Below are 14,876 nucleotides of genomic sequence, written 5' to 3' on the forward strand. Positions count from 1 at the left end.
GGCGTAGCTGGTGTTGCCGCTGCCGGCCGTGAAGCTCACGCTGGCCGTGGTGCTGGTGATGCTGCCGGCCGTCAGCCCCGATGGGGACCCGCAGGCCAGCGGCGTCAGACCAGCAAGTTGAATATTGGGGCGGCTGGATGTAATGGAGCCCGTACTCGTAGGCGGAGAATTATCCGTGGCCCAGGTCTGGGCCCGGCCGGTGGCCGTGCTGTAGCGGAATTGCTTGCTTGTGCTGCCTTCGTTGCCGCCGCCCGTAGCATTGGTTTCCACGATAACTTCCAGGTTGGAAGTACCTGCGTAGGCGAAAGGAGTGCTCAGCGTGAGCGTAACCCATTGTCCTGCAACATAGCTGCCCACGGCGGGGGTTGCATTATATACCAGTGTAGCGCCGGTTTCCTCGGTGGCCACCGTCGCGGAGGTCAGGGTGGTGGCCGCTGTGGTTTTCATCAGAATTCTGACGGGCGGTGCCCCCGGCGACGACACGGAGTTCAGATAAAAACCGACGCTGGTAATCGTGCCGCTCGCACTGATTTCGCCCGCCGTGTAGAGCATCGCCGTGCGCTCGTACCCAAACCACGAGCCCATTGGGAAGCGGGTTGAGCCGGTATTCGTGTTGGCGGCCGGGATGGTTACCGTCTGCGCCTGCACAACGTTGCTGCCCAGCAGCACTGAGAGCAACAATAGGCATTGCCCCCAGCGGGGCATCCTATTAAAAGCAGAAAGTGGCCTGCTAAGCCACCTGGTCAGTAGAGGATTTTGCATACCTGACTTTTGTAAAGGGTGATGAGTGAAAATGGACGTTTAATAAGCCACGATAAATGAGTAGCGGCTTATTGGGTATAAGTAGGGAGTTTAATTGTTGAAAAGCAAATTTTCTTTCCTATTATATAGTGGAGTTTGTTCGTTATGACGGCCGGCGCTATTAAATTCATAAAGAGCGCACAGCTGACCATTAGTGCCGCGCTAAGCTGCGGCAGCCACCGTTGGCAAGCTGAACGCAGGCCGCTCCGAGGCCGGGCCAGCAACCAGCACCGGGGGACCCGGAACAGCCGGTAGGGGCCAGTCCTGAACATAATGGCTGCTTCCCCCCTGGTGCCTACCTTGCGGCCACAGTTTCGCAATACGTTGCTCCCTATGCACCCTGCTTCCGACGCTCCTGCTTCGCCATCCACTCCCGTCGATTACCATCCCCTTATCCGCCAGGTGTTTACCGAGATGGGCAAGGTAGTGGTAGGCCAGCAGCCGCTGCTCAACCGCCTGCTCATCGGCCTGTTCACGGGCGGCCACATTCTGCTCGAAGGCGTGCCCGGCCTGGCCAAAACCCTCACCATCTCCACACTGGCCAAGGTGCTGCACCTGCACTTCCAGCGCGTGCAGTTCACCCCCGACCTGCTGCCCTCCGACCTGGTGGGCACCATGATTTACAACCAGAACCAGTCCATCTTCGAGGTCAAGAAAGGGCCGATTTTCGCCAACCTCGTGCTGGCCGACGAAATCAACCGCTCGCCGGCCAAGGTGCAGAGCGCCCTGCTCGAAGCCATGCAGGAAAAGCAGGTCACCATCGGCGATACCACCTATCCGCTCGACCTGCCCTTTCTGGTGCTGGCCACCCAAAACCCCGTGGAGCAGGAGGGCACCTACCCGCTGCCCGAGGCCCAGGTCGACCGCTTCATGCTGAAAGTGCACGTCGACTACCTCAAGAAAGCCGACGAGTTGGAGGTAATGCGCCGCATGGCCAACCTCAGCTTTGTGGAAGACGTGCAGCCCATCCTGACCAAGGCCGATATTTTCGGCATTCGCCAGCAAATCAACCAGGTGCAGATTTCCGATACGCTGGAGAAATACCTCATCGAACTGGTGTTTGCCACCCGCCGCCCGACCGACTACGACCTGCCCGAGTTTGCCTCGGCCGTGCAGTTTGGGGCCAGCCCCCGGGCCAGCATTGCCCTGCACCGCGCCTCCAAGGCCGTGGCCTACCTCGAAGGCCGCGACTACGTGCTGCCCGAAGACATTAAGGAAGTCGCCGCCGACGTGCTCAACCACCGCATCCTGCTCACCTACGAGGCCGAGGCCGACGGCATCCGCACCCAGGACTTGATTGAGGCCATTCTGCGCAAGGTGCCCATCAGCTAAAGCGGGGAGCGGGACGTTATTCCTCTCCATCCCTTACCGCTGCCGTTTTCGCATAAAAAAAGGGCTGACCATGCGGTCAGCCCTTTTTTTATGCGAAGCAGGGAGGGTTATTCCACCACCACGCGCTTCACTACCAGGTCGGCGCCCGACTGGAGTTGTAGCGAGTACACGCCAGCGGCCAGGCCGCTCACGTTGAAGCTGGTAGTGCCACCAGCAGCAGGCAGGCTCAGCTGACGCGTCTGCACCACCTGGCCCAGGGCGTTGATGAGCTGGGCCGAGGCGTTGCGCATACCGGCCGGCACGCTGAGCTGGAAGCTCTGGTGCGCCGGGTTGGGGTAGAGGTTCACGTTGGCGGCCAGGGCAGCGTTCTGGGCGGCCGTCACCACGCTCAGGCGCAGGTTGTCGATGTAGATGTCATCATCGCCGAAATCCGATTTCCCCTGGAAGCGAATCACGGTCGTTGCCGACGTGCTGGCAATGGTGATGCCCTGCACCGGAGCAAACGTAGCGCTCACGCCAAGCTGGCGCACCGGCGCAGCGGTAAACGTGGTCCCGCCGTTGGTGCTCACAAATATCTTCAGCGAGTCGGTACCCGTTAGGTTCACGTAGTCGAAGTTCAGCACTTTGGCATTGGTCGAGGTGCTCATGTTCACGTACAGGTCGAGGTTGCCCAGCGCGTTGTTGGGGGCATAGTAGCTGTGGAAACGAGCGGCGTGCGTTCCCAGCGTAGCACTGGGCGTAACAGCACCCGAAGTGGGGCTGGTCCAGGAAGCCGAGGCTCCGTCATCTTCGCGGCGCCACGAGTTGTTGCCCGAAGTGGGGGTGTTGCGCCAGCTGTTGTTAGGGGCTTCGTTGGTGTTCACTACGCTAATCCAAGTGTTTTCGAAGCTCTCCGAATAGGGCAGCGTGGCGTAGGAAGGGGCGGCGGGAGCAGCCAGGCCCACGGCGCAGATGGTGAAAGCCCCCTGCGTGTCGGCCGAGCCGTAGCCCGACACGGCGATGTAGTACGTGGTGTTGGGGGTGAGGCCGGTTAGGCGTACCGGGCCGGCCACGGTGTTGTTGGTAGTGCCGGCGGCGCAGCCAACCTGCGTGAACGGACCCGCCGCGCTAGCCGCCGAGAATACCCGTACCTGACCGGCCGGTGCGCCCGTTACCTGAATGCTGGCATCGGTGCTGCCTACGCCGGTAGCGGCCGTCGTGAATTTAAACCACACGTCGATGGGGCTCACCGCTACGCCGCAGCCGGGGTTGGTATAGCCCGAGGGGGCGGTGGTGGTGGCACCCACGTTGGTGCTGCTGGTGGGCGTGCAGGTGGTGCCCAGCGTCAGCGTCACGGCACCCGTTGGGTTGTCGTTGGCAACAACGGCCGGGTTGGTGGCGCAGATGTTGAACTGGCCGGTGGGCGTGGTGCCGAAGCTCCACACGCGCACATACAGTGTAGCGCCGGGCGTGAGGCCGGTCATTACTGCGCTCGAGAAGAAGTTGGTGCCGCTGATGTCGTCGCTGCAGCCTACTTCGGTGAGGTTGCCGCAGGTACCCGAGTACACGAGCAGGCCGGTATCCGTTACGCTCGTGCCGGTGGCGGTGCTGGTCGTCACGGTGAGGTTACCGCTGGCGGGCACCACCACCGTGTACCACACATCGTTGCTGATGGGCGTGGTAGCCAGGAAGCAGTTGGCACCCGGCGCGGGGGCACCGGTCGAAGCCGTGGCGCCAACGTTGGTGGCCAGGGTATTGGTGCAGGTGGTGCCCACGGTCAGGGCCGTGGCCGTGGTGCATTCGTCGTTGGCCGGAGCCGTCGAGCCCGTGGTGAACGTCGTGGTCACGGCGGCCGACGTAGTGCCACCCGTGCAGTTGGTTACCACCGTCACGGTGTAGGTGGTGTTGGGCGTGAGGCCCGACAGCGCGACGGGCGAAGCCGAAGGCGTGGGCGTAACGGTTTGCACCGCGCCGGTACCTGCCTGGTAAGTCACCGTGTAGGTAGCACCGGTGATGGGCGTAAACGTTACGTTGGCGGCCGTGGTGGTCACGCCGGTAGTGGTAAGGTTTTGCACGGCGGCGCAGGCCGGAGCCGGCACCACGCTCACTTCAAGGGCCAGGCGGGTGCGCAGGGTGGTCGTGTTCACAGCCGTCCAGGCCCCGGCGGGCACCTGGAAGTAAAACGTGGTGGGACGCAGCGGGTCTTCTACCTGGTAGCCCAGGCCCACGTTCAGGTCAAGCTCTTTGATGGCTACGTAGAAGTCGCCGGCCGCAATCGGAATGTTGGGCACGCTCACTACCGGCGAGCCCGTGGCCGTGGGCCGCGTCTGGGTCGGCGAGGTGTAGAGCAGGGTGCCGGGCGTGCCGCCCGTGCCGGTAGCATCATACAGCTGAACCTGGTAGGTGGTGGCACCCGCGCCGGCACCCACAAACGAAGGCGTAATGCTGGCAATGGTGCCGGCGGTAGCCAGGTTGTATTTGGCGGCCAGAATGCCCCCGGCGGCACCAATGCCCACGCCCGTAGCGTTGAGCGGCTGCGTGCCATCGACGAACGCCAGGCGGTTGGCCGTCACGTTCTGGGTAAATACCTGGCTGTTGTTGGAGGTCACGTCATCGGTGGGCACCGTCACGGTGAGCGTATTCACGCCCGTGGCGGCCAGCGTGTAGCCCGGAAACGTTACCGTGGCCGAGGCGTTCGGGGCCAGCGAAGCCACCGTTTGCGTAGAGGTGAACGTGGTAGCGCCCGACACGGTCAGCGTCACGGGCACGTTGGTGAGCGCACCCAGGCTGAGGTTGGTGACCACGGCCCGCGCCACCTGCGGCGAGTTGTAAGCCAGGGCCACCTGGCCCAGCGAATAGATGCCGGATACGGCCACGTCGTTGGCGGGCAGCACCAGCGTAGTGGCGCAAATGGTGAAGGCCCCCTGCGTGTCGGCCGAGCCGTAGCCCGATACATCGACGTAGTACGTAGTGGCCGGGGTGAGGCCGCGCAGGGCGAGAGCGGGTGCCTGCGTGTTGTTGGTGGTGCCTGCCGCGCAACCCACGGTCACGAACGGACCTGCTGCGCCACCCGTGCTCGAGAATACCCGCACCTGGCCGGCCGGCGTACCGGATACCGTGATGGTAACCGCCGTGCTGCCCTGCTGGCCGCTGGCGGCCGTGGTGAAGGTGTACCACACATCCTTGGGGCTGGCGGCGATGCCGCAGCCGGGGTTTGTGTAGCCCAGGCCGGTAACCGCCGTGGTGGTGGCCCCGGTGTTGGTGGTGCTGAGGGGGGTGCAGGTGGCACCCAGGGGCAGCGCAATGGCCCCGGAGGGGTTGTCATTGGCAGGGGCCTGGGCCCGTGCCGCGAGGGGCAGCAGCGGCAGCAATGCCACTGGCAGCCACCGGCCGGCTTGTTTGAGCCGCGCGTGTAAGTTTGTCAACATGGAAAATGGGGAAAAGTGGGAAATAGGAAAAAGTTAACGAAAAGTGGTGGATGAAACCGCGGCATTATGGACGCAATGCGCGGTTTTGGTAACCGGAAGGGGGAATTGGGGGCAAAATACGTCGTTTGCCGCAAATGCGACGGTAATCCGCCTTCGCGTCGGCCACTAGAGTCGGCTAACCGGGGCCGTGGTTGCAGCCGCTGCCAGCTGCCGGGCATTGGCGGCGGCATCGCAGCCGGCCACGGGCACCACCGTGCGGGGCGGCTCCCCGGGCCGGGGCACCAGGCCGTAAGCGTAGGTTTTGTCATAATAATCGAGCACCAGCTCCACCATGCGCGCGAAGTCGCCGGCCTCCACCGCGGCCAGCGCCTGCCTGGTGGCCAGGCCGCCGAGGCGCTTTTGCAGCCGCTCGATGGCCGCCGCCAGCTCGGCCGGGGCTTCGGCCCCGTACTCGGCGGCCAGCTTGGCCACGCGGGCGGCGCGCGGTACTTCCAGCACGTAGCGCGGGGCGCGGTGCAGCTGCTCAAACAGCGCGGCCGGAATGGTGAGCCGGCCAATCTGCCGGCTTTCGTCTTCTACCCAGATGGGCGCATCCGTCGGCAGTTGCGCCAGGGCGGCGGCCAGGTTGTTCTCGAACTGCTCCTGCGTGGGCTGGGCCGGCTGCCCAATGCTGCCGAAGGCCGAGCCCTTGTGGTGGGCCAGCCCTTCCAAATCGAGCACGTACTCGCCGGGCATGGCGGCCAGCTGGTGCAGCACATCGGTTTTGCCACTGCCGGTGAGGCCGCCCAGCACGCGCCACTGCCGGGGCTGGGCAAACGAGGCCAGCACGGCCCGGCGGTAGTCCTTATACCCGTGGTCGAGCAGGTGCACCCTGAAGCCGGCCAGCTCCAGCAGCCACAGCACCGCGCCGCTGCGCATGCCGCCGCGCCAGCAGTGCAGGCGCACTTCCTTGCCGGGGGCCAGCTTTTTGGCCTGCTTGGCCATGGCCGACATCTTCGGTCCGAAAAACTCCAGGCCCAGGTGCACGGCCTTCTCCTGGCTCACCTGCTTGTAGGTGGTGCCGATGCGCGCCCGCTCCTCGTCCGTAAACAGCGGCAGATTGAGCGCCCCCGGCACGTGGCCGTGGGCAAACTCAACGGGGGCCCGCACATCCAGAATGGGGTAGGGCAGGGCTTCAAACTCGGAAAGGGAAAGGCGGGGCATGGCAGCAGTGTACGTGCGTAGAAAGAAAATAACCGGCGGACCCTAAGAAGCATCCGCCGCGCGCGGTTGGTGCATCTCAGGGCCTCAAGCATGGCCCGCCACCGATGGTGAGCCGTCCTCAAGGCCTCAAGCATGGCCCGCCACCGGTGGCGAGCCGTCCTTAGGGCCTCAAGGAGGGCCCGCCACCAATGGCGGGTGCTTCCGAGGTGCCTCAGCCAGGCCGGGCAGCGCTGCCCGGCCTACCGCAGCTGCCTTTTATAGAGCTGCACCGTGTTTTCGAGGCCCAGGTAGAGGGCATCGCACACCAGGGCGTGGCCGATGCTCACTTCGGCCAGCTCGGGCAGCTGCTGGTGCAGCCAGGCCAGGTTGTCGAGGTCGAGGTCGTGACCGGCGTTCACGCCCAGGCCCAGCTGGCCGGCGCGGGCCGCCGTGGCGCGGTAGGGGGCCACGGCGGCTTCGCGGTCGGCGAGGTACTGCACGGCGTAGGCTTCGGTGTAGAGCTCAATGCGGTCGGTGCCGGTGCTCACGGCGGCCTCCACCAGGGCCACGTCGGGGTCGAGGAAGATGCTCACGCGGGCTCCCATGCCCTTCAGCTCGGCCACCACTTCGCGCAGAAACTGCTGGTGCGTCACCACGTCCCAGCCGGCATTGGAGGTGATGGCGTCGGGCGCATCGGGCACCAGCGTCACCTGCTCGGGGCGCACTTCGCGGCACAGGTCCAGGAAATCGGGGGTGGGGTTGCCCTCCACGTTCAGCTCCGTGGTCACGATGTGCTTCAAATCGCGCACGTCCTGGTAGCGGATGTGGCGCTCGTCGGGGCGCGGGTGCACCGTAATGCCCTCGGCCCCGAAGCGCTCGATGTCGCGCGCGGCCTGCAGAATATCGGGGCGGTTGTGGCCCCGGGCGTTGCGCAGGGTAGCCAGTTTGTTGATGTTGACGCTGAGCTTGGTCATGGCGTGGTGGATGGGCGGATTGGTGGGGTGGTGACGAAAACCAGCTGTCATCCTGCGCGCCGCGAAGGACCTTATCCCGGCCGAACGGTTAGCCGTAAACCAATCAGCGCAACCGTGGTAAGGTCCTTCGCGGCGCGCAGGACGACGGACTGCAAACGCCGTAAGGTCCTTCGCTACGTTCAGGATGACAATTGGAGCCGTAGCTTCGGGTCAAATTTACACCTTCCTGCCCCACGCCCTCCTACCCGCACACCCCCATACCCCAACTCACTTCCCATGCTCAAAACCGACATCGACGCCGCCATCAAACAGGCCATGCTTGCCAAAGACAAAGTGCGCCTCACCGCCCTGCGCAGCATCAAATCGCAAATCATGCTGGCCGAAACCGCCGACGGCGCCCACGGCGAAGCCCTCACGCGCGAAGCCGAGCTCAAGCTGCTCAACAAAGCCGCCAAGCAGCGCCGCGACGCCGCCGCCATCTACAAGGAGCAGTTCCGCTCCGACCTCGAAGAAACCGAGCTGGCCGAGCTGGCCATCATCGAAGAGTTTCTGCCCGCCCAGCTCACCGAAGCCGACCTGGTCGAGAAGCTGGTCCACATCATCCAGCGCGTGGGCGCCACCGGCCCCTCCGACCTGGGCAAAGTAATGGGCGTAGCCGCCCGCGAGCTCTCCGGCCAGGCCGATGGCAAGCGCATCTCCGACGTGCTGAGCCACCTGCTGAACAACACGAATCTGTAGTTTCAATGAGTGAATGGGTGAATGAGCGAATGGGGGAATGGGGTCATTCGTCTAGTCGCTCATTCACCCATTCACCCATTCACTCATTGAAAACATGACTGCCCTCGACATCCTGCTGCTTCTCCCGCTCGGCATTGGGGCCGTGAAGGGCTTTCGGCGCGGGCTGGTGCTGGAAGTGGTGTCGCTGCTGGCCTTCGTGCTGGCCGCCATCGGGGGGCTGAGCCTGCTTTCGGCGGCCGTGCCCCTGGTGCGGCAGTACGTGGGCGATGCCTTCGGGATGCTGCCGCTGCTCTCGTTTGCGCTGGTGTTTGTGGGCATTATGTGGGGCGTGCACCTGCTGGGCGGCCTGCTCAAAACCGCCGTGCACCTCACCCCCCTCGGCGTGCTCGACAACCTGCTCGGCGGGGCTGCCGGCGTGCTGAAGTGGATTCTCGGCCTCAGCCTGCTGCTCTACGGCACCGGCGTGGCGGGCGTGCACCTGCTCTCGCCCAAGCTCGTGGCCGGCTCGCAGGTGCTGCCCATTGTGCGGCAAGCCACCCCGCTGGCCCTGCAAATCACCGGCTACGTGCTGCCCTTCGCCCAGGATTTGCTCGTGCGTATGCGTACCGCCTTTGTGAAGGGTTGAGGGTTGAAGGGTGAGTTGAGCCTGCAACCTCCTCCTCGGCAACTCACCCCCCCCAACCCTCAAAACTCAATCCTTCCGCCGTGCGCCTGCTCCTCCTCGACAACTTCGATTCTTTCACCTTCACGCTGGCCGACTACCTCCGCCAGCTGGGGGCCGAAGTGGTGGTGCGGCGCAACGACGTGCCCCTGGCCGCGCTGCACGTCGAGTCGTTCGACGGAGTGGTGCTGTCGCCCGGCCCCGGCACCCCGTCCCAGGCCGGCGTGATGCCGGCCCTCATCCGGGCCTACCATAAGGACGTGCCCATGCTGGGCGTGTGCCTGGGCCACCAGGCGCTGGGCGAGTTCTTCGGGGCCACCGTGACGCGGGCCGCCCGGCCCATGCACGGCAAAGTGTCCGAAATGCACTGCAACACCGCCGAGGCGCTGTTTGCCGGGCTCCCGGCCACGCAGCTCATCACGCGCTACCACTCGCTCATCGTGAGCGAGCCCCTGCCGCCGGCCCTGGTGCCGCTGGCCCGCACCCCCGGCCCCCCGGCCGAGCTCATGGCCCTGCGGCACCGCACGCTGCCGCTCTACGGCGTCCAGTTCCACCCCGAAGCGCTGCTCACCCCGCACGGGCTGGCCATTTTGGGCAATTGGCTTCGCTGTTGTATCATTGCCAAAACCGCCTAGCGAGTTATTGGTTGCTCGTAGCCAGCGGCAGGTTTCTGATGGCAAAAGCCGCAGCGGCCCGCCGCGAAAACCAACAATTCAGAACACAGACCACGCGCATGGAAACGAAGCAGGAGCAAGGGTACGAGTTTGTGGACGAAGGCCAGGGCCCGGTGCTGCTGCTGCTGCACGGCCTGTTTGGGGCCCTCAGCAACTGGCAGGGCGTGGTCGATGCGTTTTCGGCCAGCTACCGCGTAGTCATTCCGCTGCTGCCCGTGTACGACATGCCCCTCACCCAGGCCGGCGTGCCCGGCCTCGTGGCCTACGTCGAAGGCTTTATTGCTGCCGTGGGCCTGCCGCCTGCCTTCACCGTCCTCGGCAATTCGCTGGGCGGCCACATTGCGCTGGTTTACACGCTCAAGAATCCCGGCCGCGTCAGCCGCATGGTGCTCACCGGCAGCAGCGGCCTGTTCGAGGACAGCATGGGGGGCTCCTTCCCCAAGCGTGGCAACTACAGCTACGTGCAGGAACGGGTCGGCTACACGTTCTACGACCCCACCGTGGCCACCAAGGGGCTGATTGACGAAGTTTTCGCCATCACCAACTCCAACGCCAAGTGCCTGCGCATCATCTCCATCGCGCGCTCGGCCCAACGCCATAACCTCAGCAAGGAGCTAACCAAAATAAAGGTGCCCGTACTGCTGGTGTGGGGCCTGAACGATACCATCACCCCGCCGCCCGTGGCCCACGAGTTTGCCACCCTGCTGCCCCGCGCCGAGCTGCGCTTCCTCGACCACTGCGGCCACGCCCCCATGATGGAGCGCCCCGCCGGATTTAATGCCTACCTGAGCCGGTTTTTGCGTACTACCGAAGCGGCCCCCGCCATAGCTGCCTAAACGGCATATTTTCGCGGCGGCCCGATTGTTGTTCAGCGTTTCATCATCCTATCCGGTACTATTTTATCTTTCACCCTATTCCTTTCCACTTAATTCCCGCTTCTACTATTTCCTAACCCGTTATCCGCCAGAATATGTCCGCCCTGCTCGCCGAAGACTTACTCAACGAAATGATACCGCCCCTGAAGGGCACCGATTCGGCGGGCAAAGCAGCGCGCTGGCTCGATGAGTTTCACGTGGCCCAGCTGCCCGTGCTCGACAACCGCCACTACCGCGGCCTCGTCACCGAATCCGACCTCGCCGACTTCGACGACCCCGAAACCCTGCTCTCCGAGCTGCCACTCAACTTTGGCGACGTGTACGTGCGCCCCGACCAGCACTTCTACCGCGTGATGGAGCTGGCCATCGAAAATAAAATCCAGCTCGTGCCCGTCGTTGATGAGCGGCATGAGTACGCCGGCGTGGTCACTATTGCCGATGCGCTGGCTGCTTTCGGGCAGCACCCGGCCGGCGGACAAGGCGGCATCATTGTGCTGAGCATGGAGGAGCGCGACTACTCGCTCACCCAAATCAGCCGCTATGTGGAGGAGAATAACGCCAAAATCATCAGCGCCCAGGTGGCGCAGGACGAAGTGGACCCCTACCGCATCCGCCTCACCATCAAGCTCAATACCGACAACCTGGCCCGCATCACGGCCACGCTGGAGCGGTTTGGCTACGTGGTTACGGCTCAGTTCAGCGGCGTGGCCGTGGCCAACGAGGACGAGCAGGAGCGCTACGATGCGCTCCTGCGCTACCTGAGCGTCTAAACGAATCGGGTGTTAGGAATTCTACTTTTGTCGTTGCGGCTGCTGGTTGCCGGTCTGGCCCAAACGCCCGCCGACACCTTGCGGCCTCTGCGCCCCGTGGTGGCCCCCACCGATACCCTGGTGCGCATTGTGCCCTGCCCGGGCGTGAGCCGGGCGGCAGTCGGCACCATTCTTTATGCGGGTAATGCCGTCACCAAAGAGCGCATTCTGCGGGCTGAATTGGATTTTCACGAAGGCGATACCCTCACCCTCGCCGACCTGCCCGCCCGCCTCGAAGCCAACCGCCGCCGGCTGTTCAACCTCCAGCTGTTCCACGCCGTGGTGGCCCAGGCCAGCTGTGCCAACGGCCGCCTGCTCATCGTGTTTGGGGTGCAGGAGCGCTGGTACACCTTTCCCGTCCCCATTCTCTCGCTGGCCGACCGCAACCTGCGCTCCTGGCTCAACCGCTCCGACCGCTGGCGGCGGGTCGATTACGGCGTTCACCTCACCAAAACCAACTTTCGGGGCCGCAACGAGCAGGTAATTGCCAACCTGCAGCTTGGCTTCAACCGCAAGTACGAGCTGTTTTACGAAGTGCCGGGCGTGGGGCGCTACCGCCGCCTGGGCTTTGGCGTGGGCGCTTCCTTCTACCAAAGCCACGCCCTCGACTACATCACCCTGGCCGACCGCCTGGTGCCCTACCGCGCCGACGAAGGCTTTCCCATCCAGCGCTTCTACGCCACGGCTGGCCTGCGTTTCCGGCACACCGTGCAGTTTCGCACGGCGTTCGATGTTTCGTATCACCGCGAGCAAATCAGCGACTCCGTCAACTATTACAACTACGACTATTTTCTGGGGCGTACCCAGCGTGAGTTTCTCGATTTCACCCTCACCAGTACCCGCAACCAGCGCAACACCTTCGCCTACCCCCTCACCGGCAAGTATGCGCAGGCCACGCTCACGCACCGCGTTTTTCTGGACAATACCACCCCCGGCCTTACCACCCTGCGCCTGAACTACGCCCGTTACCTGTCGCTGGGCCACCGGTTCTACTACAGCTTCGGCCTCACGGCGCAGGGCCGGCTCTCGCGCCGCTTCTCCTATCCCGACACCCGCGCCTTGGGCTACGACGACCTGGTGCGCGGTTACGATGAGTACGTCATCGACGGCCGCCATTATGGCCTGGTCCAGCAGGGCTTTTCCTACCGCCTGTTTCAGCCCAAAGTCATTCAGCTCAATTCCGACAATCCCAAGGTCAACGCCATTCCGCTCGCGCTCTATCTCAATATCTTTGCCGATGCCGGCTACGTCGTCGCCCCGCATCCCCTGCCCCAAAACCGTCTTGCCAATCAATTTCTGCGCGCCGGTGGCCTCGGCCTGCACCTCGTTACTTTCTACGACCGTGTGTTCACCGCCGAGTATACCCTCAACGGCCTGGGCCAGACCGGCTACTTCTTTCGCGCCGAATTCCCGATATAGCTGCTCGGGGTAATTACTAAATTATTGCCTCGCCGCCCGATACGTTAAGCCTCTGCTTTCACTCTCCGCATGAAAATCGCCATCCTTGGCAAGCCTTTCGACGACGAAGCCGCCCCGGCCATTCAGGCCCTGCTCGACGACCTGGCCGCCCGCCGGGCCGAAGTCCGCATCGGCGAAGCCTTCCGCACCTTCCTCGACAACCGCCTGCGCCTGCCCGAAGGCACCACCGAGTTCCGCCGGGGCGATTCGCTGCGTGGCGTGCACTACGTCCTCAGCATCGGCGGCGACGGCACCCTGCTCGACACCGTTACCTACGTCGGCAGCCTGCAAATCCCCATCCTGGGCATTCACACCGGTCGCCTCGGTTTCCTGGCCACCGTCACCCCCGACCGCATCACCCAGGCCATCGATGCCCTCTTCAAAGGCCATTTCACCATCGAAGAGCGCAGCCTTATTCGCGTTGATACCGACCCCGATGTATTCGGCAATCTGAACTTCGGGCTCAACGAGTTCAGCGTCCTCAAGCGCGACACGTCATCCATGATTGTCGTCCATACGTACATTGACGGCGAGTACCTAAATTCCTACTGGGCCGATGGCCTCGTCGTGGCCACGCCCACCGGTTCTACCGGCTACTCGCTGAGCTGCGGCGGACCGGTAATGCTGCCCCAGACGAACAATTTTATTATTGCTCCCGTATGCCCCCACAATTTGAACGTTCGCCCACTCGTGGTGTCCGACCAAAGCGTGATTTCCTTCGAGATTGAAGGCCGTAGCACCAGCTACATGCTTGCCCTCGATTCCCGCTCGCTCCCCGTCGAAGCGTCCGTTCAAATTGCTGTTCGCCGCGAAAACTTTAATGCCCGTCTGGTAAAGCTCAACCACGTCAACTTCCTCAGTACCTTGCGCAGCAAATTAAATTGGGGCCTCGACCGTCGCAATCCAGCAGGTATTCAAGTATAGCAGCAGAATTTTTCGGGAAAAGAACCGGTAAAATTTTTTTAGTTCCCAATATCGCCTACTTTTGTCTTCGTCTGAAAATGCGCGCTCACTGTGCGGTTCTCATACTTGCCCCACGCCTCATCACTTTAGTTGCCTTATGAAGAATATTTTCACTTATTCCACGGCCTTTGTGCTTGGGCTTGCCTTGGTGGCAACTCCTGAAGCAGATGCCCAGCAATTCAGCAAGCGGAAGCAATACAACTCGGTTGGCTTCAGCCTGAACGCCATGAACTATTTCGGGGACATCACCCCGGTAACTAGCTTTACCAGCCTCCGCCTCGGCGCTACGCGCGTTGGGGCCGGGGTTTCGCTCACCCGCCGCTTTTTCCCGCGTGTATCGGCTCGCATCGGTCTGTCGTATGGCCGTATCTCGGGCGATGACTCTCAGGCTGCTGATGCCAGCGGCGCTGATTCGCGCTTCCGCTACAACCGCAACATGAACTTCCGCAACGACATTCTGGAAGCTTCGGGTGTGGTAATTGTGGACCTGATTGAAAACCGCAACAACTACCTCAAGCGTCCTGACTTCGTGCCCTACGTATTTGCTGGTGTTGCCGGCTTCTACAACAATCCTCAAGGCCTCGACCAGAGCGGTAATTACGTTGACCTGCAGCCGCTGAAAACCGAAGGCCAGGCTACTGCTTACAGCAAAACCCAGTTCTCGATTCCCTTCGGTGGTGGTATCCGCTACCGCATCAACCGTAACTTTGACGCAAGCCTGGAAATCGGCTGGCGCAAAACATTCACCGACTACCTCGACGACGTAGGAGGCAAATACGCTCCCGTAGCATCGCTGGCTCCCGGCGCCGCAACTTATTTCGGCCATGACATTACGCTTGACCGTACCAAATTCCCCGGTTTCGATAACCCCGGTGAGGCGCGCGGCGACGTAGGCAATAAAACCGACTGGTACATCGTAACGGGTGTTACGTTGAACTACATCTTGACGCCCCGCATCAAGAACCCCAAGTTCCGCTAGCCAGTGGCCACTGGCTGAGCAAT

General features: G+C 63.0%; 13 protein-coding genes. 9 read left to right on the forward strand and 4 right to left on the reverse strand.

The window, feature by feature from the left end:
• A partial coding sequence (locus tag ACYVHT_RS11780; RefSeq protein ID WP_460551601.1) for a hypothetical protein occupies positions 1–678 on the reverse strand: 678 nt, incomplete at its 3' end.
• A gap of 456 nt (positions 679–1,134) precedes the next feature.
• Between ACYVHT_RS11780 and ACYVHT_RS11785 the strand changes: the two genes are divergently transcribed.
• Positions 1,135–2,133 (forward strand): AAA family ATPase, encoded by a 999-nt coding sequence (locus ACYVHT_RS11785; protein WP_460551604.1) that lies wholly within the window; start codon positions 1,135–1,137, stop codon positions 2,131–2,133.
• Between the two features lie 107 nt (positions 2,134–2,240).
• Here ACYVHT_RS11785 and ACYVHT_RS11790 read toward each other — a convergent pair whose 3' ends face one another.
• The 3 genes from ACYVHT_RS11790 to ACYVHT_RS11800 all read right to left on the reverse strand — a co-directional run bounded on the left by ACYVHT_RS11790 (position 2,241) and on the right by ACYVHT_RS11800 (position 7,696).
• Positions 2,241–5,540: a T9SS type A sorting domain-containing protein gene (locus ACYVHT_RS11790; protein WP_460551607.1), complete on the reverse strand. Its 3,300-nt coding sequence runs from the start codon at positions 5,538–5,540 to the stop codon at positions 2,241–2,243.
• A gap of 165 nt (positions 5,541–5,705) precedes the next feature.
• Positions 5,706–6,743, reverse strand: a complete 1,038-nt coding sequence (mnmH, locus tag ACYVHT_RS11795) for a tRNA 2-selenouridine(34) synthase MnmH (RefSeq protein WP_460551610.1) — start codon at positions 6,741–6,743, stop codon at positions 5,706–5,708.
• Between the two features lie 239 nt (positions 6,744–6,982).
• Positions 6,983–7,696: a pyridoxine 5'-phosphate synthase gene (locus ACYVHT_RS11800; RefSeq protein WP_460551613.1), complete on the reverse strand. Its 714-nt coding sequence runs from the start codon at positions 7,694–7,696 to the stop codon at positions 6,983–6,985.
• A 276-nt stretch (positions 7,697–7,972) separates the two neighbouring features.
• Here ACYVHT_RS11800 and ACYVHT_RS11805 point away from each other — a divergent pair, with 276 nt between their 5' ends.
• From ACYVHT_RS11805 to ACYVHT_RS11840, 8 genes are all read left to right on the forward strand, one after another.
• A complete protein-coding gene (locus ACYVHT_RS11805; RefSeq protein ID WP_460551616.1) occupies positions 7,973–8,434 on the forward strand; it encodes a GatB/YqeY domain-containing protein in 462 nt (153 codons plus the stop codon).
• 94 nt (positions 8,435–8,528) lie between these two features.
• On the forward strand, positions 8,529–9,059 hold the full coding sequence (locus ACYVHT_RS11810) for a CvpA family protein (RefSeq protein WP_460551619.1): 531 nt from the start codon (positions 8,529–8,531) through the stop codon (positions 9,057–9,059).
• Between the two features lie 80 nt (positions 9,060–9,139).
• Positions 9,140–9,730, forward strand: coding sequence for an anthranilate synthase component II (locus tag ACYVHT_RS11815; RefSeq protein WP_460551622.1), 591 nt, complete (start codon positions 9,140–9,142; stop codon positions 9,728–9,730).
• 98 nt (positions 9,731–9,828) lie between these two features.
• Entirely contained in the window at positions 9,829–10,605 is a 777-nt protein-coding gene (locus ACYVHT_RS11820; protein WP_460551625.1) for an alpha/beta fold hydrolase, read from the forward strand.
• A gap of 134 nt (positions 10,606–10,739) precedes the next feature.
• Positions 10,740–11,414 (forward strand): CBS domain-containing protein, encoded by a 675-nt coding sequence (locus ACYVHT_RS11825; protein WP_460551628.1) that lies wholly within the window; start codon positions 10,740–10,742, stop codon positions 11,412–11,414.
• 9 nt (positions 11,415–11,423) lie between these two features.
• Positions 11,424–12,872, forward strand: a complete 1,449-nt coding sequence (locus ACYVHT_RS11830; RefSeq protein WP_460551631.1) for a BamA/TamA family outer membrane protein — start codon at positions 11,424–11,426, stop codon at positions 12,870–12,872.
• Positions 12,873–12,941: 69 nt separating this feature from the next.
• On the forward strand, positions 12,942–13,835 hold the full coding sequence (locus ACYVHT_RS11835; protein WP_460551635.1) for a diacylglycerol kinase catalytic domain-containing protein: 894 nt from the start codon (positions 12,942–12,944) through the stop codon (positions 13,833–13,835).
• A gap of 136 nt (positions 13,836–13,971) precedes the next feature.
• The gene (locus tag ACYVHT_RS11840; protein WP_460551638.1) at positions 13,972–14,853 is read left to right on the forward strand and encodes a DUF6089 family protein; all 882 of its coding nucleotides are present in this window, start codon (positions 13,972–13,974) and stop codon (positions 14,851–14,853) included.
• The last annotated feature ends 23 nt before the right edge of the window (positions 14,854–14,876 follow it).

The sequence above is a fragment of the Hymenobacter daeguensis genome (genome assembly GCF_054780555.1).

Excerpts from the sequence above, each read along its gene's own strand:
- ACYVHT_RS11785 (WP_460551604.1), top strand. The coding sequence starts at position 1,135 with ATGCACCCTGCTTCCGACGCTCCTGCTTCGCCATCCACTCCCGTCGAT.
- ACYVHT_RS11790 (WP_460551607.1), bottom strand. The coding sequence starts at position 5,540 with ATGTTGACAAACTTACACGCGCGGCTCAAACAAGCCGGCCGGTGGCTG.
- mnmH (WP_460551610.1), bottom strand. The coding sequence starts at position 6,743 with ATGCCCCGCCTTTCCCTTTCCGAGTTTGAAGCCCTGCCCTACCCCATT.
- ACYVHT_RS11800 (WP_460551613.1), bottom strand. The coding sequence starts at position 7,696 with ATGACCAAGCTCAGCGTCAACATCAACAAACTGGCTACCCTGCGCAAC.
- ACYVHT_RS11805 (WP_460551616.1), top strand. The coding sequence starts at position 7,973 with ATGCTCAAAACCGACATCGACGCCGCCATCAAACAGGCCATGCTTGCC.
- ACYVHT_RS11810 (WP_460551619.1), top strand. The coding sequence starts at position 8,529 with ATGACTGCCCTCGACATCCTGCTGCTTCTCCCGCTCGGCATTGGGGCC.
- ACYVHT_RS11820 (WP_460551625.1), top strand. The coding sequence starts at position 9,829 with ATGGAAACGAAGCAGGAGCAAGGGTACGAGTTTGTGGACGAAGGCCAG.
- ACYVHT_RS11825 (WP_460551628.1), top strand. The coding sequence starts at position 10,740 with ATGTCCGCCCTGCTCGCCGAAGACTTACTCAACGAAATGATACCGCCC.
- ACYVHT_RS11835 (WP_460551635.1), top strand. The coding sequence starts at position 12,942 with ATGAAAATCGCCATCCTTGGCAAGCCTTTCGACGACGAAGCCGCCCCG.
- ACYVHT_RS11840 (WP_460551638.1), top strand. The coding sequence starts at position 13,972 with ATGAAGAATATTTTCACTTATTCCACGGCCTTTGTGCTTGGGCTTGCC.